We start from the raw sequence: 26988 nt of genomic DNA, 5'->3' as shown, positions 1-26988 counted from the left end.
AAAATACTTAAAAAGAAAAACCTTCTGGTAAAGTACCATTTTTTATCACCGTTCTTAACCCGTGTTTTATAATCCAAGGGTTAACAGGGTGCTGTTTATCACGTAATTGTTGTAACCATTGAAAAACGAGTTCTGTATCTTCTTTCGTAATATCGTTAATATGATTGGCTACTGATTTTTGAACGTATTTAGAAGGATCATTCATTAATGGTTCAAGAAGTGTTAGATTGTTATTAAAATCACCTTTCAGGGCTCCCATTTTTTTAGCCCAAGGAAGTCTTGGTCTTGTACCTTCTGAAACTAATCTCCTAACATGGCTATTTTCGTCACGTATCCACTGTTGTAATATGTCTAGTGTGTCTTTATGGTATGTTTCAAGAAAAGGCCGAATGGCATACTCAGCAGTATTCCTTTTTGTTATTTCATACATTGCGTTGAATGAGGATTGAAAATCGTTAAGTCCGTATTTTTCAACGTATTTTGCAATAGGCATGTACATATATCCGTTTGTAAATGTGCCTACTTCTGTTGTATTTTCTGGTCCCAATGTTTTTAGTAATATATGTATTGCTTCATTAAAATCTTTTTGTAATGCATTGTGTAATTCATCTGCTATTACTTCTACACGTTGTTTTAGCTCTAAATTTTCAACTTTACATGTGACGGAAGATACAAAGTTTCTTTTAGAGAAATTAGGATCATGTTTGCAAATAGAATCAGCCATTTTTTCTGCTAGTTCTTCATTAAATAAAAATTTTAACGGAACATATTTACCCATATTTTCACCTCAGTGGTCAGTTGAAAACAAGTTTTATTTTTTAACCGACAATCCATAAACCAAAGTCTCACTCGGAGTCGTAATGCTAAAACCTGTCGTCTTATAATCAAGTTTCACCGTATCACCAGTGTAGTCTTTCGTAAATGAATCCATTTGTACGATAAGATCTGTATCTTCATATACAACATCATCCATATTATATGTATCCCAAATTAAATCCACATCAACGAAAATGCTACAAGAGTTTGTCATTGTGCCTCTTATACGAATAATTTTTTTGCCTTCACGTTCTAGTCTATGTATAGCTGCTTTTGCTTCATCAGTAATACGAATGTTCATGTAATCCCAACCTTTATTTTTATTTCTCATTTCATTATGGCAAAAACATAAGAAATAGGGAAGGGAGAAGCATTGCAAAGTAAAACGAGCAAACAGTATATGTTTGCTCGTTTCATGCTATTTCAATTCACATTTATCAAGAGGAATCACTTTCGTTTTCTTAGTAAATTTATATCCTAACCATAGTACTATGAAGAGTGGTAAACCGATGTAAGAAACGAGTACACCGTTCCAATCGATTGATTCTCCCATAAATGCGCCATAGTTTTGTCCTAAAATGACAATGACACAAAGTACAAATGCAAAGATTGGACCGAATGGGAACCATTTTGCTCTATATGGTAAGTCTTTTAAATCTTTACCTTGTGCGACATATGCTTTACGGAAGCGATAATGACTAATTGCAATTCCGACCCATGCGATAAAGCCAGACATTCCAGATGCGTTTAATAACCAAATGTATACAACACCGTCACCGAATAAGGAAGCGATGAAAGCAATACTACCAACGATCGACGTTAGGATTAATGCGTTAACAGGTACACCGCGGCTATCTAATTTACCAAGAAACTTAGGTGCTTTGCCTTGGCGAGCTAAATCCCAAAGCATACGAGTTGATGCATACATACCAGAGTTACCAGCAGATAGTACGGCAGTTAAAATAACAGCGTTCATAACAGAAGCAGCAAAGGCAACACCAGCTTTTTCAAAAATAAGTGTAAATGGACTTACTGTTACATCACTTGCGGCAAGGCTTTCAGTTGTGTAAGGAATTAATAAACCGATAACGAGAATCGCAAGGATATAGAATAAAAGAATACGCCAAAAGATTGAACGAATTGCTTTTGGAATATTGCGCTCTGGATCAGCAGTTTCACCAGCAGCTACTCCTAATAACTCAGTTCCTTGGAATGAGAATCCAGCGGCCATAAATACACCGATAATTGCCATAATACCGCCGTTAAATGGTGCATCTGCAACAGTGAAGTTTTTAAATCCAACAGATTCACCACCCATAATTCCGAAGATCATCATAAAACCGACAATTAAAAAGATAATAATAGTAACGACTTTAATAAGTGCGAACCAATATTCAGATTCACCAAACCCTTTAACAGATAAGTAGTTTAAAAGGAAAATAATAGCTAAACAAAGGCCACTCCAAATGAGTGAAGGTGTATCTGGAAACCAAAATTTCATAATTAACGATACAGCTGCGAGTTCAGCCGCTATCGTAATTGCCCAGTTATACCAATAGTTCCATCCAAGTGCAAAGCCAAGTGATGGATCAACAAATTTTGTTGCATACGTGCTAAAAGATCCAGTAACAGGCATGTATGCTGCGAGCTCTGCTAAGCTTGTCATTAAAAAATAAACCATAATTCCAATTGCGGCATATGCAACTAGTGCACCGCCAGGACCAGCTGCATGGATGACACCACCGCTGGCAAGAAATAATCCGGTACCAATTGTACCACCAAGGGAAATCATCGTAAGGTGTCTTGATTTTAGACCGCGTCTTAATTCACCTTTTCCATTTGTAGTTTGCGTTTCAGAGGTAGTTTGATTCGTTGCGCTATTCATGTTCAACACTCCTTTTCTTGTAAGATAGGAAGGAGCGGGGGGAGAAAAGTACAAAAAACCGCCAAAGGAATTTGGCGGAACGTTTCACAAATAACCACCCCATCATACCCTTCCGTTAAGATAGCACCCCACGTTTACACGGTAATGTTGTAAACGTGACAGTTCTGTTCCTTTCGGAGACAGCCCCAGCTTATAGTTCCAGAGAAGAAATATAAACTTCGGCAACTTTTCCTTTCAAACGGAGTCGGTGACATTCTCTGTGTCTCGTCCGTTCTACTTTTAAAAGTCGCAACCTCTACCTCATCGGACTGATGAGGATTTATATATTGCTAAGATTTTTAATATATGGCAATTGTAATGATTTTCTGAATATATTGCAAGGAATTTTGTTAGGAAAAGTCAAAAAATATCGGTTATTGTTTAGGAAACGTTTGCAAAACTCCACCCGAACCTACTTTTATGTAACGATAAGCAAAGAAAAAATTGTTATACAAATGTTTCGCAAAAAATACTGAAAAACCCTTTAAAATAAAAAAGAAAATTCAGAAAATATAATTCGACATTCACTATAAAGTCATATTTTTTGTTATAATTAGATTAACGTTTAATCAAAAAAGGGGAAATTAACATGAAATTAGAAACAGAAAGGCTATATATAGTACCGTGTACAGAAGAGAAGCTTCGCGTTGCTGAAGAGGAAGGATATGATAGCGGTCCGCATATTTTAGGGCATGTGGAAAATGTAAAACAAGATGCAGCTTTATTACCCTGGGGCGCGTGGTATGTAATTCGAAAGGAAGATGACATCGTACTAGGTGATATAGGGTTTAAAGGGAAACCGAACGAGAATCATACAGTAGAAATTGGCTACGGATTTATTGAGAAATATTGGAATCAAGGGTTTGCTACAGAAGCTGTAGGAGAACTAATAAATTGGGCTTTTCAGACAGGAGAAGTAGAAACGATCATTGCAGAGACACTTCTGGATAATTATAGTTCGATTCGCGTATTAGAGAAATTACATATGAAGAGAGTAAATACTACAGAAACGATGATTAATTGGGAAATAGAAAAATAAAAATACCGCTCGAAACGAATCGGGCGGTATTTTTTCATAATTACGATTGTATCTGTTTTTGATCTGTCGGATACCCAACTGTCGATGCGTTAGAACGATTGGAATGATTACGGACAGCAATGAAGATAGAAATAATAACGACAAGACCAACTGCAACGTAAGAAAGTGAAATAATAGTTGGATCCACTTTAAATGTTGTAAGTAGTGTACGTATATTCGTAAAGATAATAAGGCCACCAACTAATACGCCAAGTAAATGAGGTGGAACGATGCGTACTAACCATGCAGCAATTGGAGCAGCGATAATCCCGCCAAGCATTAAGGCGAATACCCAAACCCAGCTTACTTGCTCCCAGCCAAGTGAAATGAAAAAGCCAATCGTTGCAGCAAGTGAAACAGGAAATTCACTCGTATCTACAGATCCAATAACTTTTCTTGCTTCATTTCCTCTTGCCAGAAGTACAGGTGTTGTAATTGGGCCCCAGCCGCCGCCGCCAGTTGAATCGACGAATCCAGCGAATAAACCGAGCGGTACAAGCTGTTTGGCAGACATGCGTTTATTGGAAGGGACAATTTGTTTTTGAATAATGAATCGTAATAAAATATAAACCCCTAAAGTGAATAAAAATATTGAAATGTACGGTTTAATCACATCGCCAGGTAAATTACTTAAAAAACATGCCCCAACAAATGCGCCAATGGCCCCTGGTAATGTGAGCCTGGAAACGGTATATTTATCAACGTTTCCAAATTTGATGTGAGATGCGCCAGAAGCCGCGGTTGTAACGACTTCAGCTAAGTGAACAGATGCGGAAGCTACAGCTGGTGCGATACCAAACATTAATAATAGTGAGGTAGACGTTACACCATACGCCATTCCAAGTGCTCCATCAATCAATTGAGCGAAAAATCCAATAATAGCAAATACAATTAATTTCTGCATAAATATTCCCCCTGTAATAATAAAGTGAAACTATAATCAGTGGGGGTTTTGTTATCCCCCACTGATTATTAGTTGAACCAATCGGGCATTTACGGGCAGTTGATCTCCACCTAACTTCTTTGCTTTCGCTGTATTTTTAGGTGGGGGTCTTACTGCCCGTTAATGCGGGATAAATGAAAAAGGCACTTTCCTCATATGAGAAAAGTGCCTTTGGTTTTTCCAATCAGCAATAATGAAATTTGTTTTATTATAATACATATTAATCGTATAAATCAACTAGGTTTTAAATTTTTTTGAATTGAATGAAAGAAAAATAAAATATACAATAAAAGGATGGAGAGAAAGGGGAGAAAGACAATGTTAGCATTTGATCATCTTGTTCACGCAGTGCGTTGTACACCGGAGGAAGCGGCAAAACAAATGCAGGAGCGTGGATTTCATACTGCATTAGGCGGAGAGCATACAAACTGGGGTACTTGGAATAGTTTATGTTATTTTGATTTATCATATATAGAGTTTTTAGCCGTTCAACATGAAGAAAAAGCGAAAGAAGCAGAAAATCCATTAGTGCAGGAAACGGTCGTGAAATTACAAAATGGAGAAGGAATGCTACAAATCGCAATTCGAACAGATGCCATTGAAGAATTAGCAAAAAAGTTTAGTAAGCACGGTTTACATACAATAGGGCCATTTGAAGGGAAACGTATGAGAAAAGATGGACGCCTTTTAGAATGGAAAATGTTATTTGTAAAGCAGGAAGAAAGCGGACCGAAATTACCTTTCTTTATACAGTGGAATGAAACGGACGAAGAAAGAAGAATTGATTTACGTAAAACAGGGACGATTGCTGAACATAAAAACAAAGTACAACAAATCGAAACGATTCATTACGCAGTGAAAAATGTGAGAGAAACGGTGCAGAAATGGAAAGAAGTAATGGAGCTAACTGCAAGTTCAGTCATACAAAATGAAGAGTGGAATGCTGAGTGTCAAAGTGTAGTGTTTGGTGATATTCATGTACAGTTTTGTGAACCGATTGGGGAAGGATTAGTGCTAGAATGCCTGAAGAATCAGGGCGAATATCCTTTTGCAGTGGAGTTTAAAGGGGAAAATAAACGAGAACATGAAGTGTTAGGTAGTTTGTACATATATTGATAGAGAGATTGAACTGAATGTTAGAAGATCATAATCATTTTTGTCCTATGTTCCGAGTTGGTATCAATCACAACATGTGGATATAATAAACAATAAATAACGGAGGGGTTCATGTGGATAAAATAGCGGTAATTTCAGATATTCATGGTAATATTCCTGCTTTAGAATCTGTGCTACAAGATATTAAATTAAGAGGTATTGAGCGCATTATTTGCCTTGGTGATTTAGTAGGAAAAGGCCCTCATTCCAGCGAAGTAATTGAAATCGTTCGTAAAGAATGTGAAGGAGTCGTAATGGGAAACTGGGATGATTTCATTACAAAACCGACTGAGTTTGAAGCGCTGAAATGGCATCAAAAACAATTATCAGAGGAACAAAATGAGTATTTAAGAAGTTTACCATTTTCAATCGAGTTTTTTATGAGCGGGAAACTCATTCGTATGTTCCACGCTTCACCGAGAAGTTTGTATGAAAGAATTCAACCACACGCTGCAATAGAAGAACGTGTTAGCATGTTCGAAAATAGTGATCTCACAGAGAATATAGAAGGAGAAAGAAAACCAGATGTCGTTTGCTACGGTGATGTTCACCAAGCGTATGTTCAAAATTTCAGAGGTAAAACGTTATGTAATGCTGGTAGCGTAGGAAATCCTCTTGAAATTACACAAGCTTCCTATTTAATCTTTGAAGGAACTTACAATGAAAAAGAAGAAGCGAGCTTTTCCATTCAACTCGTACGTGTACCGTATGATATTGAATTAGCTATCAGACTAGCAGAAGAACTCGATATGCCAGAAATTGAGGAATATAAACAAGAGTTACGGACTGCTTTGTATCGAGGGTTTAAGGGGAAGTAAGGAGAATGTAAATCAATAAAAATATATTAACGATTCGACATAGGATATCGATTTACCGACGAATAGTGCCATGATTTATTTAATGTAATTATATTATGTAAACTAATTGTGGGAGGAGATATCATGAACCGAAAACAAATTATTGAAGAAATTACAGATCATATTTTAACGTTACACTTAGCGCACCCAATGAGAGTTGGAGTAAGTGGTATTACAGCGTCAGGAAAAACAATATTTGCAAATGAACTAGCAGAGAAGATGTTTTTAAACAGGTATCATGCAGCCTGTAAAATGTATATAGACGAGCATAATCCGAAAGAGTGTGCGGATGTTGTATTTCAGAATAGTGATTTAGAAAATCCAGAAGTGATATTTCATGAAAGAAAGTAAATGCGTAATCATAAATATATGTATAACCTTATATTTATTGTTATAATTCTCGTATAATGAAATTAATTTTACGAAGTAATTTCCAGGGGATAAGGAAAAAAGGCAAGTTAAAAACATAAAAAGGGGACAGAACATCTAATGAATGAAGTACTAGAGTTAAAAGAAGAATTACAACAAATTAAAAATAATAATTATGCTGTACCAGAAGATGTAGACGCATATCCATATGCACAGTGGATGTTAGATTATATCGGATCACCAGATGCGGAACTGCGTGATGACTTGATTTATAGTACGCTTCACACATGGATTACAAATGATGTATTTAGACAAAAAGAATTACGAGGATTAATGTTACAAGCGATTAGTCCTGATTATTTATTTTATAAAATTGGTGAAAAGGGAACAGACTCTGTTTTTAAACGTGCGTTCTCCGTATTAATTCCACCACTTATTTTATCTGTTCATGAAAGAGAACCGCTGTTATCTGAAGAACAACTATACAGTGTGGCAGAACAAGTGCTGGAATATGTCTATTTAGAAGAAGACGTAAGAGGTTACATAGAAGGAAAAGGTTGGGCACATTCTACGGCACATGCGGCAGATGCGCTAGATGCTTTGGCGCGTACGATACGAAATCGCGAGTTTTCATATGCGATTCTAGCTGCGGTTCGTCAAAAGGTTCGTTTAAATGACTACGTATACATACACTTTGAGGATGAGAGACTAGTAAAGCCAATTATGTCGTTACGGGATCAAAATCTTTTAACTGAAGAAGAATGGAGCAACTGGTTACACAGTATAGCAATTGTTGAAGATATCCCGCATCCTCAGCATGATATTTTAGTACAAAATGTTAGATCCTTCTTAAGAAGTTTATATTTCAGAGTTTTAGAGAAAGAGGGTAGTACGACCTTTACAGATGATATATTGGAGACTTTGAAGAAATTGCGTAGGTATTAAAAAAGTCTTCGGATTAGAATATATGATTCAATACTTGTAATAAATGAAATTACATAAAACCACTACCTCCCAACCATACTAATAAAATGTGTTGGAGGTGATTTTTTATGGAGAAAAAAGACTTTCAAAAAGTTTACAATGATTATTTACATAAAGGAGAAGAGCAAGCCCATTTGGAAGTAGCTCATGAAGTCGATGCAGGAGTAGAACAAATTGTTGCTGTTCGTAAAAATGATGATGGGGATTTAATTGCTTTTAAAACAAGTAGCGGGAGAGAGCTAGATTATATTACTGCTCTTAATGAAGCAAAATTAGGGAAGTTAGCTCATGTGGATGTATTTCATAAGTATGGTAGGGATATTATACGTAGTGAGCCTGATGGTATAAAGGAAAATAACTTAGATAACTTACCGTCTTTTTAAACGGGTAAACCTCAAGAAGAGAATGTTCATTCGGATATTCTCTTCTTTTTTGCAAAGCTTTCCCTACAAATAGAAGGTTCATTTCTAAAGTGCAATTACACTTTTAAAGAGCTCTCTAAATTTCTCTTTATCTTCTGCTGTAAATGGTTTTGGCCCCTTTGTGCGTTTTCCGCTTTTTCGAACCATTGCACTTAAATAACGTGTTTGTAATAGTTGGTCAATGTTTTCATTCGTATACTTATAGCCTTTATGGTGTAGAACGATACAGCCTTTTGCTAAAGCGAGAGAAGCAAGACCATAATCTTGTGTTACGATTAAATCTTCTTTTTTTGCTAACTGCATAATCCGATAATCTGCAGCATCTGCTCCGGAATCAACATAAATTGTTTCCACACCTGCGGGCTGCTCTGCATTAGAATAATGAGAAAAGCTAGTAACGAGGGTAACAGGAATTTCCCCCTTCGTAGCTTCAAAGATTATAACATCTTTTACAGGACATGCATCTGCATCAACGTAAATTTTCATTTTTATCACTCCTATAAAGTGAAACTTGAATTAGTGGGAGTTTTACTGCCCACAAATAGCGGGATAAATAGGTTCGACTTGATAATAATGGTAGATTTATCTTTTGTCAAACAAGATCTCTTTACCTAATGCTATTTTTCACAAACCAAAATAGCTTCACGCAAACGAGCAATACCTTCCTCGATTTGATCCATATTTACCTTCCCGTAAGATAATCGAATATAACCATCTTTCGCGCCAAAAATGCTACCTGGCATAAAGGCGATTTCTTGCTTTAAGCTTTGCATAATGAGTTGTTTTTCGTTTATCGGTTCGTTTAATTTTCCCCATATGTAAATACCACCAGTCGGTTTTGAAAAAGAGATTTTATCATGAAGATGCTCGTTTAGAGCGCGGACGATAATGTCTCTTTTTTCTGCTAGTTGTTTTCGCAGCGGTACGATATGCGACTGAAATGGTACAGTTTCGAAAAATTGTTGCATAAGCCACTGCGGGAATATGCTCATTCCTAATTCCATTTGATGCCGTGCATCGGATAATCGCTCTACGACAGACTGGGGAGCGACAAGCCAACCAATTCGTAAACCAGGCGCGATCATTTTGGATAAGGAATGTACATAAATAACTGTTCCGTTTTCATCAATCGATTTCAAAGTAGGGCAAGGTTGTTTATTTTCTAACGTAAGTAAACTAGACGGATCATCTTCAACAATCGCAATTCGTAAGTCAGCACAAAGTGATAACAGTTTTTTTCTACGATTTGGATGCAGCATCGTTCCCGTAGGGTTTTGGAAATTTGGGTTTAAAAAGATCATTTTAATACGGTGCTTTCTATATAATTCTTGCACATCATTCGGATTAATACCGTGTTCATCAACAGGTAATGGGAAAATACGAATACCCGCTGATTGGAATAACGGTAATGAATAACAGTGTGAAGGACTTTCGAAAGCAACTGCATCACCTGGATTTAATAAACATTGCACGATAAGGTGGAGTGCTTGTTGGGCGCCAGATGTAATCATAATGGATTGTTCAGTCGCTTCAACTTTTAAATATTCCTTCATATATTTTACAACCGCTTGTCTTAGCGGGAGGTACCCTTGCGGATGATCGTAACTTAATGACTGCGTTAACGGTTGTTCTCGTAAAATCGTTTGTAGTTGATCGTGAGGATAGAGGTTACAACCGAGCTCTCCATTAGCGAAATCTATAATATTTTCATTTTGTTGTACCTCTGCCCGAATGTGGCGAAGTAATGGTAAGTTTGGCAAAAAAGTACCACCTTCTACGAAACCTCTCCAGTTCGGCGTTAATGTCGGAGAAACGCCCCACATATGTGTACTCACACGTGTACCTTTACCGGTCGTACTTTCAACAATCCCCATAGCACGTAGTTCATTATAAGCAGTCGTTACCGTACTTCGGTTTACATTTAACTGCGTAGCTAATTTCCGTTCTGAGGGGAGGAAGCTACCAGGAGGAAGCTCTCCGTATGTAATACGTCTTTCAATAAAGTCAACAACTTGCTGATAAATGGGGATTTTACTGTCGTTATCTAGCTTCCATTCCATACAAACGCCTCCGCATCTCTTATATACATCAAGTATAACAAATTGGCTGGGTAAAAAAACAGCCAATTGGACGGTGTTATATCCAGCCAATTTTACTATGCTAAATAGGGAAGGGGAGATTCGGATGAAACGATGGCAAATGGAATGGCTTCTAGTATCAGTCGCATTAGTATGGGGAGCAAATTATACAATTGGAAAGTATGGCGTGGCATTTATGTCATCCATTCAATTTAATAGTTTACGATTTTTAGTAGCATCACCGGTATTATTACTTATTACTTTTATTATGGAACGATCATTACGTATTGAAAGAAAAGATTGGTTACGATTATTAGCAGTAGGGATCGTTGGCACGACGATGTATCAAACGATGTTTATGTTATCTGTAAAATATACTTCAGCAACGAACGCCTCATTATTAATTGCGATGTCACCTATATTTACAGGGATATTAGCAGTATTACACAAACAAGAACGTTTTTCGATGAAAGTGCAAATTGGTTCGATAGTAGCATTTATTGGTGCAGCATTCGTTTTATTAACAGGACATACAGGAGGGGCTACTTACGAGTATGCATGGCTCGGAAATGTAATTGGATTAGTCGCGGCAATTGCGTGGGGATGGTATCCAATTTTAGCGCAACCGCTCATTACAAAATACTCCGCAATGAGAGTCACATCATGGTCTACTTTAATTGGAATTGTACCTCTCGTTATATACTGTCTATTCAACGTAAATACATTAACGTGGCCAGTAGACATGCTAAGCTGGGGTTCACTAGCATATTCAATCGTCTTTGCGACAATCTTCGGACTAGCCATGTGGTATGTCGGTATTAGTAAAATCGGCTCAACGAAAGTAATGGTTTATATGTATCTCGTACCATTGTTCGCAGTTATCTTTGCAGCTGTAACAATCGGAGAGGAAATCAATATGATGCAATTAGTTGGCGGTCTTATTATCTTCATCGGTTTATATATAGTAAAAAAAGGCGGAATCAAAAAGCCTGCCCTCAATTTGGAAAAAGCAAGCTAAAGGTAAAAAGGATCTCTTTCATATAGAAGGAGATCCTTTTGTTTTTGTAATAAAATCGCTTGTTCAACAGCCCATTTTTGATGATCATGAATGAAAAGCTCTAAAGCACGTAATGGAGAGATCCACCTTAAAACATGATCCTCCTCACAGTTTTCAGTTTTCTGATGTATCATGTTTGCAATGTAAAAGAACCCATCGTTTAAATAATATGTATCTTCCTTTTCCGCATAAAAATATCGTGCTGCATTACCGATATATTGATCCATTTCGATTGCCCATCCTAATTCCTCTAGTAGTTCACGATGTAAACATTCTTCTTTCATTTCGTTATCTTCCATACCACCACCAGGTAAAAAGAATCGATCTCCTTTTTGAATAACAGCAATGTTTGAAGTAGATGAATGAAAAATCACCGCATAGCAACTAGGTCGTAATATATACTGCTCAGTAGGCTTTTTATAACCAAAAGTAAGTTTAGACATCATAAAACACCTCATTTCTCTATAAAATACATAAAAGGGATATTAAGGTAAAAGTAGGATTATATAAGTATAATCTTATGGGATGGGAGTGATACCAAAATGATAAATCGAAATTGTTCAAGATGTAAAGAAATAACAGGTACATTGCATGGTGGTAAAAAAATTAAGGAAGAATTTTTGTGTGAGGATTGTTTTCAAAAAGGAATTGCGAGCGGAGAGATCGAATTATCACAAGTGGAAGAAGAACAAACTTCGTATCTTTCTATAAAAATATTAAAAATAATGAGTGTTATTTATTTAATAGGATCAATTTTAATGACCTTTTCTGCTGGTCCATTTATATCTGGTCCAGAATTTGGTGAAATATCAATGTCAGGATCAGAATTAGGTTTAATAGGTTTTGCTATATTAGGTTCGATATTCCAGTCGGTTCTCATATTTTGCGGGATTTGGGTATTCGTCCTATTAGTAGAAACGGTCATTAAAATATATGAAAAAATGAAGTGAGTGAGAGGAAGAAATACATGCGAGTAAGAAACATGCAAGGGGAAGATTATGTAAAGATTCATTCTGTTTTAAATGATTGGTGGGGCGGGAGAGAGATGGCTCATATGTTGCCAAAATTATTCTTCGTTCACTTTCAAGAAACGAGTTTTATCATTGAAGAAGAGGGAGAAACGCTAGGTTTTTTATGCGGATTCTTTTCGCAAACATATAAAGAAGAAGCATACGTTCACTTTATCGGTGTCAATCCGAAGTATAGAAGAAAAGGAATCGCATCGACATTATATTCTTATTTCTTTGATGTCGCTCGTGCAAACAATCGTAAAGTTGTAAAAGCAATCACATCACCAGTTAATAAAAATTCGATACTATTTCATCAAGAAATTGGCTTTCGAATTGAGGCTGGGGATGACGAGGTGGAAGGCGTATCCGTACATACAAATTATGATGGGAACGGCGGGAGTAGAGTGTTGTTTTTAAAAAATGTGTAAATAAAGGGGCTGTACTTAAGCCAATATCAAAAGCGCCAACCTTTCTTATGTTTCTACAGAAAGAATGGCGTACTTTTTTATTTTAGGAGAATTTTATTAGCTTGATAAAAGTTCGTGTAATCACCGAAAGGAATTTCCACAAAATAATTTTATTTAAAAAAGAGGGGATTTATATGGATTTTGAGAGAGATAGATATTTTTTAGAGATGGCATTGGAAGAAGCAGAAAAGGCATTAAAAGAAAATACATATCCAGTAGGAGCAGTTATTGTTGATGGAAATTATAATGTTATTGCAAGGGGAAGAAATAGAGTGCATTCACAAAAAGACATAACAGCTCACGCAGAGATAGACGCTATTCGCAATGCAGGGCAAGCAATGTTTGATGCGAAAATAAAAAATGAGAAGTTTACTATTTATAGCACGTTGGAACCATGTCCAATGTGTACAGGTGGTATTTTATTCGCAAAAATTCAGAGAGTGGTCTGGTTGCTAAATGATGACTTAGGTTTTGGTGGATATAAAAAGATAAAAAACGCTTCAGTTTTTGAGGGGAAATTTAATAAAATCGAAATGGTGGAAGAACCATTTGAAGACTTAAAAACAAGACAAAAAGAACTTATGAGACAATGGGAGCTAAATCCAAACAATGTTATTAACTTACGTAGGGCTATAAAAAAATAGTTATTTCTTTAAATCATGGTAAAGCCACATTACCATCAACTTAAAAAATAGATTGTTCCCTAAAAAGAAAGAAACGAGCCGAATTCTTATAAATAATAGTGAAAAGTTAAAAATTTCGTTATGGAGTACTCATTAAGTTAAAGTTTATTTTTCTTCTATTGGGCAGATTACAAGAATAAATGAAATTATATCGAACGCAACTTGAATTATATCGGTTTAACGTCAAAATATTACATAACCTATTACTAATAGAAAGCCACCTTAAAAGTATTCTAGTACGGACCTTTTTGTTGCGAGGAGGCATAGATATGGAGAATTCTCAAAGTAGAAATGAGTACTTACGACGCATTTATAAAGTGCAAGATTATATAGAATCACAGATAAATGATTCACTTTCAATTGAAGAGCTAGCCGATGTAGCAGGATTTTCAAAGTATCATTTTCATAGAATTTTTAAAGGGATGATGAATGAGCCGTTATCTCGGTATGTGAATCGCCTAAAGCTAGAAAGGGCAACCCACTTACTTACATACCGGCCGGATATGACGATTACAGACATTGCGTATCACTTCGGATTCACTGATTCAGCAGTTTTCTCCCGGACATTTAAAAATTATTACGGTGTAAGTCCGTCCAACTATAGAAATCACAATAGCAAGAATTGCAAAGACGCAAGCGGAACTTCTCAATACAATGAATGTAAGAAGGTTCGAGGAGAGGTCGAAATTGTAACAGCGGACAATGTAAACGTCGCATACATAAGACATGTAGGTACATATAAAGAGTTAGCTATAGCTTTTCCAAAAATGATCGAGAAATTATTTCATTACGCAGCGAAACAAAATTATCATGTATTCGAGGATACGAAAGTATTAACCATTTATCATGATCATCATGAGTTTACAGAAGACTATCATTTAAGAACAAGTTTATGCATAACAATTCCGGATGAAGCCTCAGTAGGAACGAGAGACATTGGAATTATGGTAATACCTTCAGGAAGGTATGCAGTAGGTCATTTTGAAATACGTCAAGATGAATATAAAGGGGCATGGGATTTTTTATACGGTGAGTGGTTACCAAATAGCGGATATAAACCGAGAGATTCATATCCTTTTGAATTGTATAAAAATGATCCAAGGCAGCACCCAGAAAAGAAACATATAGTTGATATATATGTACCAATCGAACCTTTTTAATCGTAGGTTAAGGGGGAAGAAGGATGAAAACTGTTGAAAAATTAGATTCCGTTATAAAAGAAGAATATAAAAATATTAATGGTATGTTAGTAATGCAAAAAGGTAATGTTGTTTTTGAACAATATTATAATGAATACAGTCAAGATGATGTATTTCATGTAGCGTCAGTTACAAAGACCGTTATATCAGCTTTAATTGGAATATGTATAGATAAAGGATATATAAAAAGTGTTGATCAAAGAGTAATAGAATTTTTTCCTAAATATAACGTTAATTCATCTGAAATAACAGTGCGCCACCTTCTAACAATGACAGCTCCATATCCTTATGCAGACTGGCAGGAACCGTTAGAAGAATTATGTACACAACAGGATTGGGTAAAGTATACATTAAATAGGATTGGACAAGGCGGGGGAATTGGACCTTTTAAATATTCATCCGCAGGAGCACATTTACTATCAGCAATTATTACGAGCGCAACAAGGAAAAGTGCGCGTGAATTTGCAAATGAATACTTATTTCAGCCACTTGGTATGAGAGAAATTCCAAACTATAATATGAAAGCATTTGGATTCGATGACTTATTCGGAAAAGATGTGAAAGGATGGGTTCACGATCCGAAAGGTATTTCAACAGGCGGTTGGGGACTTACATTAACAGCTAGAGATATGGCTAAGTTTGGGCGTTTATATTTAAACGAAGGTAGTTATAATGGAAAACAAATTCTTTCAAAATCGTGGGTAAAAGAATCAACGGAAATGAACGAGAATCGATATGGTTACTTATGGTGGTTACGAGAAGAAAATGGGGTCTTTTCATACAGTGCAATGGGAGATGGTGGGAATGTGATTTGCTGTGTACCGGAGAGGGAGTTGGTCGTGGTAATCGCGTCTGAAGTTATACCGGAAGCTAAGGATAGATGGGAGTTAATTAAAGAGTACATACTTCCTTATTAAAAAGATTAATATGTTTGTTTTTATGAAAATGAGAATAAAAGGGTTAGTTATACTTGTTTTGTTCTCTATATTATTATCTTCTTTATTTGTTTGAAACACTCCCAATATTGATTTATACAATAAAGAAGAAATTAATAAAGTTTTACCGTGGTCAACAGATTTACCGTCTAGATGCAGAGTGCCAAAGAAAAGTGAATTAAACAAAAAACAACTCCAAAATCAACTTTTATTGTATATTTTGGAGTTACTTTAAGTTTACTGATATTTCATATGGAGATAGTTTTCTAATTGAGTTATTCTGCCCAGTTAGTGCCGAAACAGAGTGTAGTTAGTTTCGGTACATCTTTTTTATAAACAGTACAACTTTGTATTAAATTAACCGTCTACTCCGATATTTAAAAATTGAACAAGTTGATCATTTAAATAACTTGTACTATAAGAAAAATCATTTTGATACCATTCAATAATGATGCCAATAATCGCATTCGCTTGGTAGGAACAATAAAGTGAATGGTTCACTCCTTCTTTAAGCAAAGCCTCTTTATCTTGAAGTAACAAATGCTTTATTTCCTCAAAAAATAAATAATAGTACATTAAGGGAACCTTTTTAGAAAAAACAATTCTGTAGAATGATTTATATTTTTCGATATGATGAAAAATCCGAATTGTAGAAGGATCTAATTTACTAGTTTTCAATACTGATACGTAGCGATAAGGTTCTTGATAAGAACGTGACAAATCTGCTGTAATTTCTTTAAAATACTCCTCAAATAAATCTTCTACTTGTTTATAATGCAAGTAAAATGTACCACGATTTATTTTTGCCTTTCTGCAAATTTCCGAGATGGAGATGACTTCTAAAGTTTTTTCGTTTAATAATTCTAACAATGCGTTATGTAACGCCTCTTTTGTTTTCACAATACGCATATCAGTACGCATCATTTTTTTCACCTCTTATTGAACACATTTCTTACGATGTGTTAATTATTGAACATTTATCACTTTTTTGCTCATTGTAAGCGTTCTTTTATATTATTATAATTTTTATTGAACAACTGTACAATAAAAGATAAAGGGGGTCGTTTCAGATGAGATTAAAAGGTAAAGTAGCAATTGTCACTGGTGCTGCGTCAGGCATGGGGAAAGCAATTGCAGAAGGTTATGCAAAAGAAGGAGCAAAAGTCGTTGTATCAGACTTAAACTTAGAAGGGGCTCAACATGTAGTACAAGGAATTAAAGCTACAGGTGCAGAGGCCATTGCTATTCAAACAAACGTTACCTCTGATGAAGATATTCAACGCCTTTTCGATGAAACAAAACAAGCTTACGGGAAATTAGATATTCTTGTTAATAATGCAGGTATCATGGATGGAATGGAGCCTGTTGGTGAAGTTTCAGACGAACGCTGGGAAAAGGTTTTCTCTGTGAATACAGTATCTGTAATGAAAACAATGCGTATTGCAGTGAATCTATTCTTGGAACAAGGACACGGTACGATCGTCAATAATATTTCTGCAGGTGGATTATACGGTGCACGTGCTGGTGCTGTTTACACAGCATCTAAACATGCAGTCGTTGGTCTAACAAAAAACACAGCCTTTATGTATGCGAACAACAACATCCGTTGTAACGGTATCGCTCCTGGAGCAGTCATAACAAACATTGCTTCTACAATGACGAATGTGAGCGAATTTGGTGCGAGCCGCCAAGCATTAGGTATGGCAATTAATCCACGTGCTGGACAACCAGAAGAAGTTGCACAACTGGCTATCTTTTTAGGCTCAGACGAAGCTAGTTTCGTAAACGGACAAGTGATTTCTGTAGACGGCGGCTGGACTTCGTATTAATTTTAACTCGAGTATATAAAAGTAAATAAGTTTTGAAAAAGCAATGCTCCTGTCAATTTGGCAGGAGCATTGTCCGTTTAAAGAAGCATTTTCATAGATTGGATGACTTTACGCTATAGAGTAATGGATAGACATGGGGAATAGAGGTTTGTTATTAATTGAATGTAAATTATGTTTTGGTAATGTAAAATTTTCCATCTCTAATTTTATGGTGCGTTTTTCAAAGTATAATGTAAATACTAAATGTTTCTGTACATATGAAAACTTTAATTCAAACATCATTAGTTAATTTCCTTAATGTATCTCGATGAATTAGGTTCGCTCAGTAATTGCGTAGGAAAAGGAAAAGGTTATTTATGTCTAATAAAAACAGTGGCAAATGGAAGGAATATCTATTTCACTATTTTTTTAATGCGGAGGGAATATGAGGCTACTATTAAAAGAAATAGCGGTGAACAAAAAAATATTCATTATGTTATTTATTGGATTTACTTTAACAATTCTGCCCATACTTATAGCGATGTCGATTCGAGATTATTACCATGAAAAATTTTATGAGTACAAAAATGGTTATTTTAAATATTACTATTCCATTCAGCTTACTAGTTTTGGGGAATTGGATTTCAAAGCAATTCAAGAGTTAACAGAAACTAGTTTTAAGAACGCAAGTGTTATTACAAATGATATGAGAATTAGACTCCCAGGCATAGGTGACGTAACGATGGTTGGTCTTATAAATACGAATTGGTCTCCTCCATTAATAAAAGGTTCTCGAATGAAAGAGGGGGAAGAAAATAGTGTAATTGTCGGAAAGAGGATTTATAAAGAATCTGAAACAATAAAACTGTTTAGTGGAGAATATAGAGTTAAAGGCGTGAGCGCAGCGAATACTGGATATGCATATAATAACAATGTTTTTGTCGGCTTAAGTGACATGCCTGATGAGATAAAACGACGTATGCAAAATGAAAATACATTTGAAATGATAGTAAGATCTAACAAAAATCCTAAACAAGAAATAGATACATTTATTCGGTATGTTAAGCAAAATAGAACTGATACAAATGCGAAAGTGATAAATGAAAAAGAGAATTATGAGAAAGAAAAAAGTTCAAGTAAAGCTATGAGAGCACAACTTACTCTTCCGTATAGACTGCTTTTTATAGCTGTCATGAACTGCATAATTGTGAGTTATTTTTGGATTTATACGAAGAGGAAGAGTGTTTCCTTAAGAAAAGCGTTGGGAGCAAGCAATTTGAATCTTTTTGTATTTATATTTAGCCAATTATTCATATGTGCAATCTCTGCAGCAGTTTGTGCCTTATGTATTCAATGGATTTTAAGTACAATGAGCAACAGTATAGTACATTCAATGGGTTTTACCATTCGTATAGATGTTTTCAAAGTTATGATGAGTGTAGTAATTTCCTTGTCTATTTCGTTCATCACTGCTGTAATACCATTTTTAAAAATACTTAAAATTGAATCTGCTAAAGCGTTAAAGGAGTAAATAAGATGAGAATAAAAAGTGCTCTTATGGCCCTGAAAAATAGATTGCTCATTTCTATATTTCTCTTAATACAATTCACGTTTGGATTAGCGGCAATAACCCTTTCAATTAATACACTTTATAATTTTTACTATCTTGGAAACAGTTCCAACTCGTTGCTAGATTTAGAAAGTACATATTTCATCACTTATGATGATATGACTACTGATAGGTTGAAGGAAGAGCAATTTAATAAAGGACAAGTCGAAGAAATTTATAAAAAAATGCAACAAAATAAAGATGTGATTTCGTATGGTACATACGAAGAGATAATAATCGAACTAGAATCAAGCGATAGACCGCTCCAAGAAAGTATGTTAGACGAATTGAAAAATAAAACTTTTCGCGATAAAAGCCCTACTATTCGTATAATTACAATAGATGAAGATTATTATAAATTACTGAACATACCTATAAAAACTGGAACAGGCTTTTCGTATCAAGACTTCCAAAAAAATAGTGAAGAGAAAACGAATGTTTTGGTAGGTCCTTACTTTAAGAAATATTTTCAAATAGGGGATACAATCAATAATCAATATACAATAATTGGATTTTTGCCGGAAAATAAATTCATTATAGATGGTAACGGAGCGAATATATACCAGAAATTAGACAAGGCTATGTTATCACCCATGCCAATTGATAGATATGAACATTATGAAATAATGTTTTCAAGATTACATTATAGTACAATTATGACTTTAAAAAAAGATGCAGATGTAATCAAACTACAAGAAATGATTCAACTGAAGGGAAGCGACGCTACGTTATACTTAAAAAATTTAGGAGGAGAAATAAATGAAGCTGTTACTAGTAGTATGGATACGGAAAATATCGAACTTATAGTAGGAAGTCTATTTACTTTATTTATAATAGCTGGAATTGTCGTAACGACAATTGTTTCCATCATGATGAGAAAGAGGGAATTTGGTATTAAGATGGTTCTTGGAGAAAGTAAGTTAGGGATGTTCATTCAAATTGTTTTAGAAAACATATGTATTGCGATAGTTGGTATGTTTTTATCCCTAGTGTACTTTTTATGGAGATATGAGGCTCATCTACAAGGTTCGAAGGACTTTGATACGGCGTCTGTACTAGAGGTGAATTTAAATATGCCTATTTTATTATTTGTATTCCTATTCTTACTACTAATTATCATAGTTTCAAATCTCATTGTCTTCTTATTTATTAGAAAACTCGAACCGAAAACATTAATAGGAGGGATGGAATAATGAGTTTGATTGTGCTAAAAGATATTAAAAAGGTGTATAGTAACAAGAATCACAAAACGTTCGCGTTAAATGGTATAAATTTAACGATAAACAAAGGTGAAATCATCGCTGTAATGGGGCGATCAGGCTCAGGAAAAAGTACCCTATTAAATGTTATAGGGTTAATTGATATGCCAAATGAGGGAGAATATACGTTAAATGGAAAACCATTAAATGAAATAAGAGCTAATAAAGTTCATAAAACAAGAAATGAAATGATTGGATTTGTTTTTCAATACTTTGCGTTGTTAAAAGAACATACTGTACTTGATAATGTAGCATTACCACTCACATATAGAAAGCTAAAGCAACGTGAAAGAGAAAATAAGGCGAAGTTCTATTTAGAAAAAGTAGGGTTAAAAGAACAAATGCATAAAACACCGGACGAACTATCAGGTGGACAGCAACAGCGGGTAGCTATCGCAAGAGCGTTAGTAGGCGAACCAGAATTAATTTTGGCCGACGAACCGACTGGAAATTTAGACAGGAAAACGGGAGAAGAAATTATGAATCTTCTATTACAACTGAATGAAGAAGGTAGAACGATTATCATTGTAACGCATGATATTGAAGTAGCGAATCAGTGTAATAGAATTATTGAGTTAGTTGATGGAGAAGTCGTGCGGAGTTAAAGGTCCGGATAATAAGAACTAGGGAGAAGCGATTGTTTGTGAGAAGGAATCTATAATTTTAGAAAAAAGTCACATATAGTTTTTTTGAATAGTAAGTTAATTAACTTGAGAGGTTAATACTATTAGTCTTCAGAAAGGGAGAAATTTCATGTTTATAGCCACTTACACAAACCATTGAATCAAAATGATCCAACAAGAGGATATTGTAATGTATTGAGGCATTTCGTACAGCCAATGTTAATCAGTACAAGAACGGTTTGCTCTTGTGCTCATTGACATCCACTGGAGATAACAAATCTGAACTCCAATGCCTGCTGTAAGCCTCATAATAAGTTTAAATTACTTTTGATTTTGTATTCACTTTTTGTTTTTTCTTTTGCATGGAAGCAAGACCAGCAAATAAAGCCATTATTACTAGCATGCCACCTATTACAGCATTCGCTTCAATACCGAGACGTTCAATTGTAATACCACCAATTGTCGAGCCAAACGCCATTCCTACATGGACAGCTGAGTTGTTTAGACTTTGCTGAATGTCCGATGTATCAGGTGCAGATACGATTAAATAGCTTTGAATAGCTGGTTGAAGTGCCCAGCTCAGCATACTCCAAACTATCATAACGATAAGGAAAAGTGCTGCGTTAAATGTTGTAAAAGGAAGAATGGAAATGGATACTGCAAATACGGGAATTACAGTAATAATCGTTTTTTTAGGACCTATACGATCTGACAACAATCCACCTACACCTCCGCCGATGATAGCAGCGATACCGACAATCAAATACATTACGCTTATCCAGTTGCCATCAAGACCGAGTGTTTTTTGTAAGAAAGGCGTCAGGTAGGCATAAAGCGTTAAATGGCCTCCAAAGAATAAAACAGACGTAAGTTGAATGCATATGATTTTTTTGTTTCTTAGTGTTTGTAGTTGTGCGTGAATTGATATACTTCGTTTCGGTTCCATCTTTCCTAATAATAATTGGATACATACAATTGAAATTGCAGTTAAAACGACAATAAAGACAAATGGGGCGCGCCAACCAAAAGCGTTACCGAGCATTAATCCAAAAGGAACACCTAAGACGAGAGAAGCACTAACACCCATTAATACTAAACTAATCGCACGAGCACGGTACACTTCTGAACTAATAGTAGATGCGATTGTTAAACAAAGGGAAATTAAAAGTGCTGCGCACATTGCTGAAATAATTCTAGTAACTAAAAGCATGGAGTAACTTGTGCTTAAGACAGTTATCATATTGGCAAACAACGCTACAGATAAAGTCAAAAGCATTAGCCGCTTTCGTTCCACCTTTGATGTAGCAGAAAGTAGCAGGGGGCCTGATATGGCGAAAGTTAAAGAAAAAACAGAGATTAACATCCCAGCTTGGCCTAGGGAAATACCGAGATCATTTGCGACTAAAGGGAGAATACCTCCAAAAATCATCTCTACTAGGCCGACGACAAAAGAAACAATCGTCAGTAAATAAACACGTTTGTTCATAAAACACCTCTCTTTAATAATTTTTTTAAAATGTACTTCAGTATGAAAGGTTATCATTTTATTATTTAAAGAGCAAGCTCAATAATAAAAAAAGAATTTATAGTAATTCTACATATTGGGAAATATCATTTTATTCCAAAAAAACAAGTTGACCAGTAACTTTTTACAATAAAAAATCGTTAAACAAAAGAAAAGATTTTCAATCACGAATGGGGGAGAACCATGAAAATTCTAATACTAGGTGGTACACGTTTTTTAGGAAGGGCTTTTGTAGAAGAGGCTTTGAATGGAGGACATGAAGTTACATTGTTTAACCGCGGAACGAATAATGAAATTTTTCCTGAAGTGGAGCAGTTAATCGGTGATAGAAATGGTGATGTATTAAGCTTAGAAAATCGAAAATGGGATGTTGTCGTAGATACGTGTGGATTTTCTCCGCACCATATTAGGAATGTTGGTGAAGTATTAAAAGATAATGTAAAGCATTATATATTCATCTCAAGCCTTTCCGTATATAAAGATTGGATTCCTCATCACATAAAAGAAGACTATATATTACAACCTGAACCAACGGGTGAGCAAATAAAGGCTGTAGAGAATGGTGAAATATCTCCTTATGAGCATTATGGTGCACTGAAAGTATTATGTGAAAAAGAAGCAGAGAAGTATTGGCCAGGACGTGTTTTACATGTAAGGGCAGGACTTCTTTCGGGAATGTTTGATTATACAGATCGACTTCCATACTGGGTTCAGCGTATAGCAAAGGGCGGTAAAGTGTTAGTGCCAGGAAGAAAAGACCGCCCAGTGCAGTTCGTTGATATAAAAGATGTCGCTAGCTTTGGACTAAACATGGCAGAAAATAATAAAGTAGGCACATTCAATATAACAGGTCCGAATTATGAAATGACAATGGAAGAGCTATTAAACACGTGTAAAAAGGTTACGAATAGCGATGCTGAATTCGTTTGGATAGATGAATCATTTATGAAGGAACATAAAGTAGAGCCATGGACAGAAATGCCTTTATGGATTCCAGAAACTTTTCCTTTAGAAGATGAAACGAAGCCATGGAAAGGTGGATTTTCTATAAGTATCGATAGTGCCGTAAAAGAAGGACTTACTTTTAGAAGTTTAGAAGATACAGTTACAGATGTGTATGAATGGATGAAGAGTTTGGACGAATGGGAATTAAAAGCAGGTATTTCAGGCGAGAGGGAGAAGGAATTGTTAGAAAAGTGGTATCAATAAATTTAGAGGAGCCCCCTTGTTTATATAAATAAGGGGGTGAAACGCATGCCCATCAAGCTAACCAAGTAAATTACTAGATAAGAAACGATCCTTGTTTCAAAACTAGCAATTGATAGAAAAGTAGGCATGCTAAAGAAGCCTATTAAAACGTGATTTTTTTGCTAGGCAGATTGTCTATGCTTCACCGTCGTTTTATACACAATCCCTAGAATATCAAAGACGGTCATCTTCTTATACCGATGACATTTACCACCGTTCTTTTTGAGCAGCAGATAAAGACGATGCAGAATTTTTAAAATTTCTTCTGTGCCAACGGCTATCGCTTGAAACAGTAACGGAAAGTAATCTTTAATCATATAAATCGCTTTGTATTCACTCAGCTCCTGCTTTGTCTTTTCAAGCAGAAACTGTCGCATTTGAAACATCGTAGAAGAACAGAGGAGAATGCCGATGAGTTGTCCATATAAATGGCACTCTAGGCGTTCTCTTTTAATATTTTTACATTCATCAATTTCAAAAAATGACTTCCACGTTTTAAACAATATTTCAATCTGCCAACGAAGTGAATACAATGAGTGCACGTAGTTCGTTGGTACTCCTTCTAAAGACGTGTTCGTAATATATACATTCATACCTATTAAACGTTTACTTTTGTCCTTCATGACAATGCCTTTCTTCTTTTCACGTATCGATTGGTTGTTCAGGCGTGTTTGCGTTTGATCATCGGTTAAACGATGGATAATGACACGTGCTGGAAGCTTCTGATTTTGACCAATGTATGCCTCGGGGATTTCTATCGTTTCGCCAGGGATTAGACCCGACATCATTTGTGTCATATCAAGCTGGATGTATTCTGTTTGCTTTTTTAACGTGCTGTTGTTGAAGTATTCTGGCTCAGGGTTCTTGATATAAATGCATGTATTTAGCTTCAACCGCGAGATATAGTAAGCGTTTTTATCATGAATAGTTTGCAAGTCTCCTAAATCGAAGTAACCAAGATCACATAAACACAAATCACCCGCCTCTACGGTTTCAAGGCAGATGGTACCGTATGTTTTATCATTATTCTTTCCTGGTCCAAGCTGCACGTTAAGAAATTGACCACTAAGTAAATCATATTCCAATTGGATTTTCACGCCTGCCGTATTACTACTCCCGCCTGAACCTTGATAGTTAGTGGCGAAATGATCAGGCAGTTGAAACACTGTCGCATCTAGAATACGGATACGATTGAAAGTAGAGATCATTTGTGCAGAAAGCGAGTGATTTGAACAGAGTTTTTGTGTGAGAAGAGAAGTAAAGACTTCTCGAAGAAATGCGACAGCTGCTGGGTTAAAGCGTTGATTCAATCCTTCTGAGCTCATCAGTACCCCAGTTGAAGCTTCTAACTGACTGCACAATTGTGTAAGTGATGTGCTAGCGATTTCTTGACTGAGCCATACGCAAAGGGCAATGAGTTCGTTTGCTTGATACTTACTAGATCGCTGTACAAAACCAACTTGTTTGGCGATATCTTGTAGGACTATTGGAGATAAAAAGTATTGTAGCTCTTGTGCGAAAAGATTCAGTTCATTGGAAATGATAGGATTCATCAAAAACGCCATCCTTTCTGTATATTTCTACAAAAAGAATAGCGTTTTTTTGATTATATGGATACAAATTTATCTTAGCTTGATAGCGATGGGGCGGTACCCCTAATACCCCAGAAGGAAAAGAAGAGTTTGAATCCTTTAAGGTACAGGGCGTTCCATATATCATTGTAAAAGATCATGAAAATAACACTCAAAAATCAATTCTTGGATTCAGCACTCAATCATTAGAAGAGGCTATTTTATAATAATCATCCAACACCATGAAAAAGAAACGNNCGTTTCTTTTTCATGGTGTTTAATGCTCAAGAAAACTTATAACCGCATAAGTATATAGAACGACTAGAGCAAAGGCACATATTCCCATAATGATAATCGCTAGTGCGCTTTTCTCTTGTCTAAACCCTATAATTCCAAGAATAAATGCACTCAACATTGTTACCTTAAGCATTATAGAAAGATTGGGAATTGAATATCCACTCAACCAGGTAGAGAAACTTACAATTACGGAAAAAGAGAACAAAGTTAGAACAATAGATAATATATTAATGTGCTTCCCATACTTCAGTTGCATTTCGCTACCTCCTTTTCTTTTCATTAGTGAATAATAGGTAGGTGACTGTATTTTTATTTTATTCTAAACTTTCTTAAAAATATATAATAAAAAGAAGAGGTTGTCTCAAAAGTCGCTGAATAGTTACTTTTAGGCAACCTCTTTTCTTTATTTTTTACTTTCCTCTAGTTTAGAGATACTTGCTTCTTTTTCAGGTAACGTATCAACAAAATCCTTTTGAGATTTTAATAGGTCAGATTGTTGTATCCAAGCCATAAGATCATCTAAAGATTTACGGGCTTCTTTTACATCGCCAGTAATATCATTCATGTTCAACTTATTAAATGTAGCTAAAAATTCTTGTTGAATCTCACCTTGCAATGCATTTGCTTGCTTTGTTAATTCTTTATTTTCATCACATTTTGCCTTTTGAACATTATTCATAGCTTTCCCGATTTCATGCTTATCAAAAGCATCTTGCGCTTTCTTTAAATTTTCGGTTTGTTCTAACTTACTTTTAATCTTCTTATCATCCTTCAACTTCAAAGCCTCTTGATAATTCTTTATAGCTTCGCTATATTTTTTATCCTTAATGTTCTTATCAGCTTTTGATGTATAATCTTCAAAGGAATTACTACTACAAGCTGCCAGTAGCAAGATGAATGCTAGAATCAACCCATAAAACTTAACATTTTTCATAGAAACTATGCCTCCTCTTCTATATGCATACACTTATAATATTACAATTTCTGTAAAAATAGAAAGGGATACATATGTTATCAATTTGATAAATATTCTATTCGAGGCATTATGTATCATTTATTATCTTTTTCGGT

29 protein-coding genes, 1 pseudogene and 1 riboswitch are annotated in these 26988 nt (G+C 35.4%); of the genes and pseudogenes, 18 read left to right on the top strand and 12 right to left on the bottom strand.

Going from position 1 to position 26988, the window contains the following annotated elements; all coding sequences use genetic code 11:
• Window positions 1-7 precede the first annotated feature (7 nt).
• The 3 genes from COI75_RS26220 to COI75_RS26210 form a co-directional block, all read right to left on the bottom strand.
• On the bottom strand, window positions 8-778 hold the full coding sequence (locus COI75_RS26220) for a DNA alkylation repair protein (protein ID WP_000521704.1): 771 nt from the start codon (window positions 776-778) through the stop codon (window positions 8-10).
• A gap of 33 nt (window positions 779-811) precedes the next feature.
• Window positions 812-1117 carry an iron-sulfur cluster biosynthesis family protein gene (locus tag COI75_RS26215; protein WP_001026193.1) on the bottom strand — a complete coding sequence of 102 codons (306 nt, stop codon included), beginning with the start codon at window positions 1115-1117 and terminating at the stop codon, window positions 812-814.
• A 117-nt stretch (window positions 1118-1234) separates the two neighbouring features.
• Window positions 1235-2701: an amino acid permease gene (locus tag COI75_RS26210; protein ID WP_001083401.1), complete on the bottom strand. Its 1467-nt coding sequence runs from the start codon at window positions 2699-2701 to the stop codon at window positions 1235-1237.
• A 113-nt stretch (window positions 2702-2814) separates the two neighbouring features.
• Window positions 2815-3007: riboswitch (Lysine riboswitch) on the bottom strand.
• Window positions 3008-3329: 322 nt separating this feature from the next.
• Here COI75_RS26210 and COI75_RS26205 point away from each other — a divergent pair.
• Complete coding sequence (locus COI75_RS26205; RefSeq protein ID WP_000764592.1) at window positions 3330-3779, top strand: GNAT family N-acetyltransferase; 450 nt, start codon at window positions 3330-3332, stop codon at window positions 3777-3779.
• Between the two features lie 40 nt (window positions 3780-3819).
• On the opposite strand, the gene COI75_RS26200 is transcribed toward COI75_RS26205, so the two are convergent.
• Entirely contained in the window at window positions 3820-4722 is a 903-nt protein-coding gene (locus tag COI75_RS26200; protein WP_001170735.1) for a sulfite exporter TauE/SafE family protein, read from the bottom strand.
• A gap of 357 nt (window positions 4723-5079) precedes the next feature.
• On the opposite strand from COI75_RS26200, the gene COI75_RS26190 reads away from it, so the two are divergent.
• The 5 genes from COI75_RS26190 (at window position 5080) to COI75_RS26170 (ending at window position 8509) form a co-directional block, all read left to right on the top strand.
• Window positions 5080-5877: a VOC family protein gene (locus COI75_RS26190; protein WP_000879131.1), complete on the top strand. Its 798-nt coding sequence runs from the start codon at window positions 5080-5082 to the stop codon at window positions 5875-5877.
• A 113-nt stretch (window positions 5878-5990) separates the two neighbouring features.
• Window positions 5991-6734, top strand: coding sequence for a metallophosphoesterase family protein (locus COI75_RS26185; RefSeq protein ID WP_000357644.1), 744 nt, complete (start codon window positions 5991-5993; stop codon window positions 6732-6734).
• 123 nt (window positions 6735-6857) lie between these two features.
• Window positions 6858-7124 (top strand): hypothetical protein, encoded by a 267-nt coding sequence (locus COI75_RS26180; RefSeq protein WP_001080481.1) that lies wholly within the window; start codon window positions 6858-6860, stop codon window positions 7122-7124.
• A 138-nt stretch (window positions 7125-7262) separates the two neighbouring features.
• Complete coding sequence (locus COI75_RS26175; RefSeq protein ID WP_001006703.1) at window positions 7263-8087, top strand: DUF2785 domain-containing protein; 825 nt, start codon at window positions 7263-7265, stop codon at window positions 8085-8087.
• A 107-nt stretch (window positions 8088-8194) separates the two neighbouring features.
• Entirely contained in the window at window positions 8195-8509 is a 315-nt protein-coding gene (locus COI75_RS26170; protein WP_000412050.1) for a DUF3892 domain-containing protein, read from the top strand.
• Between the two features lie 84 nt (window positions 8510-8593).
• Here COI75_RS26170 and COI75_RS26165 read toward each other — a convergent pair whose 3' ends face one another.
• Window positions 8594-9034: a YaiI/YqxD family protein gene (locus COI75_RS26165; RefSeq protein ID WP_000708759.1), complete on the bottom strand. Its 441-nt coding sequence runs from the start codon at window positions 9032-9034 to the stop codon at window positions 8594-8596.
• A 131-nt stretch (window positions 9035-9165) separates the two neighbouring features.
• The gene (locus tag COI75_RS26160; protein WP_000454910.1) at window positions 9166-10608 is read right to left on the bottom strand and encodes a MocR-like pyridoxine biosynthesis transcription factor PdxR; all 1443 of its coding nucleotides are present in this window, start codon (window positions 10606-10608) and stop codon (window positions 9166-9168) included.
• Window positions 10609-10732: 124 nt separating this feature from the next.
• On the opposite strand from COI75_RS26160, the gene COI75_RS26155 reads away from it, so the two are divergent.
• Window positions 10733-11644, top strand: a complete 912-nt coding sequence (locus tag COI75_RS26155; protein WP_000832939.1) for a DMT family transporter — start codon at window positions 10733-10735, stop codon at window positions 11642-11644.
• Here COI75_RS26155 and COI75_RS26150 read toward each other — a convergent pair.
• Window positions 11641-12129 carry an NUDIX hydrolase gene (locus tag COI75_RS26150; protein ID WP_002095553.1) on the bottom strand — a complete coding sequence of 163 codons (489 nt, stop codon included), beginning with the start codon at window positions 12127-12129 and terminating at the stop codon, window positions 11641-11643. The genes COI75_RS26155 and COI75_RS26150 overlap by 4 nt on opposite strands.
• Before the next feature lie 96 nt (window positions 12130-12225).
• On the opposite strand from COI75_RS26150, the gene COI75_RS26145 reads away from it, so the two are divergent.
• From COI75_RS26145 to COI75_RS27845, 6 genes and pseudogenes are all read left to right on the top strand, one after another.
• Window positions 12226-12633 carry a DUF3980 domain-containing protein gene (locus COI75_RS26145; RefSeq protein WP_098380674.1) on the top strand — a complete coding sequence of 136 codons (408 nt, stop codon included), beginning with the start codon at window positions 12226-12228 and terminating at the stop codon, window positions 12631-12633.
• A 17-nt stretch (window positions 12634-12650) separates the two neighbouring features.
• The gene (locus COI75_RS26140; RefSeq protein ID WP_001266073.1) at window positions 12651-13121 is read left to right on the top strand and encodes a GNAT family N-acetyltransferase; all 471 of its coding nucleotides are present in this window, start codon (window positions 12651-12653) and stop codon (window positions 13119-13121) included.
• A 173-nt stretch (window positions 13122-13294) separates the two neighbouring features.
• Window positions 13295-13804, top strand: coding sequence for a nucleoside deaminase (locus COI75_RS26135; RefSeq protein ID WP_000345236.1), 510 nt, complete (start codon window positions 13295-13297; stop codon window positions 13802-13804).
• A gap of 308 nt (window positions 13805-14112) precedes the next feature.
• Complete coding sequence (locus COI75_RS26130; protein WP_000431811.1) at window positions 14113-15003, top strand: AraC family transcriptional regulator; 891 nt, start codon at window positions 14113-14115, stop codon at window positions 15001-15003.
• A 23-nt stretch (window positions 15004-15026) separates the two neighbouring features.
• Window positions 15027-15959, top strand: a complete 933-nt coding sequence (locus COI75_RS26125) for a serine hydrolase domain-containing protein (protein WP_098380673.1) — start codon at window positions 15027-15029, stop codon at window positions 15957-15959.
• Window positions 15960-16021: 62 nt separating this feature from the next.
• Window positions 16022-16212: pseudogene (locus COI75_RS27845) on the top strand (hypothetical protein); the annotation flags it as partial.
• A gap of 122 nt (window positions 16213-16334) precedes the next feature.
• Here the strand turns inward: COI75_RS27845 and COI75_RS26115 are convergent.
• Entirely contained in the window at window positions 16335-16901 is a 567-nt protein-coding gene (locus tag COI75_RS26115; RefSeq protein WP_000986419.1) for a TetR/AcrR family transcriptional regulator, read from the bottom strand.
• A gap of 146 nt (window positions 16902-17047) precedes the next feature.
• On the opposite strand from COI75_RS26115, the gene COI75_RS26110 reads away from it, so the two are divergent.
• The 4 genes from COI75_RS26110 to COI75_RS26095 all read left to right on the top strand — a co-directional run bounded on the left by COI75_RS26110 (window position 17048) and on the right by COI75_RS26095 (window position 21258).
• Window positions 17048-17806, top strand: a complete 759-nt coding sequence (locus COI75_RS26110; protein ID WP_001237292.1) for an SDR family oxidoreductase — start codon at window positions 17048-17050, stop codon at window positions 17804-17806.
• 424 nt (window positions 17807-18230) lie between these two features.
• Window positions 18231-19316 carry an FtsX-like permease family protein gene (locus tag COI75_RS26105; protein ID WP_001238002.1) on the top strand — a complete coding sequence of 362 codons (1086 nt, stop codon included), beginning with the start codon at window positions 18231-18233 and terminating at the stop codon, window positions 19314-19316.
• A 5-nt stretch (window positions 19317-19321) separates the two neighbouring features.
• Entirely contained in the window at window positions 19322-20587 is a 1266-nt protein-coding gene (locus COI75_RS26100; RefSeq protein ID WP_001220736.1) for an ABC transporter permease, read from the top strand.
• Window positions 20587-21258 carry an ABC transporter ATP-binding protein gene (locus tag COI75_RS26095; protein WP_097807640.1) on the top strand — a complete coding sequence of 224 codons (672 nt, stop codon included), beginning with the start codon at window positions 20587-20589 and terminating at the stop codon, window positions 21256-21258. The genes COI75_RS26100 and COI75_RS26095 overlap by 1 nt, the downstream gene beginning before the upstream one ends.
• Window positions 21259-21592: 334 nt before the next feature.
• On the opposite strand, the gene COI75_RS26090 is transcribed toward COI75_RS26095, so the two are convergent.
• Entirely contained in the window at window positions 21593-22762 is a 1170-nt protein-coding gene (locus COI75_RS26090) for an MFS transporter (RefSeq protein WP_001042897.1), read from the bottom strand.
• Window positions 22763-22984: 222 nt separating this feature from the next.
• On the opposite strand from COI75_RS26090, the gene COI75_RS26085 reads away from it, so the two are divergent.
• On the top strand, window positions 22985-24010 hold the full coding sequence (locus COI75_RS26085) for an SDR family oxidoreductase (protein ID WP_000697713.1): 1026 nt from the start codon (window positions 22985-22987) through the stop codon (window positions 24008-24010).
• Between the two features lie 161 nt (window positions 24011-24171).
• Here the strand turns inward: COI75_RS26085 and COI75_RS26080 are convergent, their stop codons facing one another.
• The 3 genes from COI75_RS26080 to COI75_RS27530 all read right to left on the bottom strand — a co-directional run bounded on the left by COI75_RS26080 (window position 24172) and on the right by COI75_RS27530 (window position 26851).
• Window positions 24172-25602, bottom strand: a complete 1431-nt coding sequence (locus COI75_RS26080; RefSeq protein ID WP_001068144.1) for an IS4 family transposase — start codon at window positions 25600-25602, stop codon at window positions 24172-24174.
• 295 nt (window positions 25603-25897) lie between these two features.
• Entirely contained in the window at window positions 25898-26173 is a 276-nt protein-coding gene (locus COI75_RS26070; RefSeq protein ID WP_001176331.1) for a hypothetical protein, read from the bottom strand.
• A 147-nt stretch (window positions 26174-26320) separates the two neighbouring features.
• Window positions 26321-26851, bottom strand: coding sequence for a hypothetical protein (locus COI75_RS27530; protein WP_000800119.1), 531 nt, complete (start codon window positions 26849-26851; stop codon window positions 26321-26323).
• Window positions 26852-26988 lie beyond the last annotated feature (137 nt).

The organism is Bacillus cereus (genome assembly GCF_002564555.1).
GTDB lineage: Bacteria > Bacillota > Bacilli > Bacillales > Bacillaceae_G > Bacillus_A > Bacillus_A cereus_K.
This window is presented reverse-complemented; position numbering and strand designations above follow the sequence as displayed.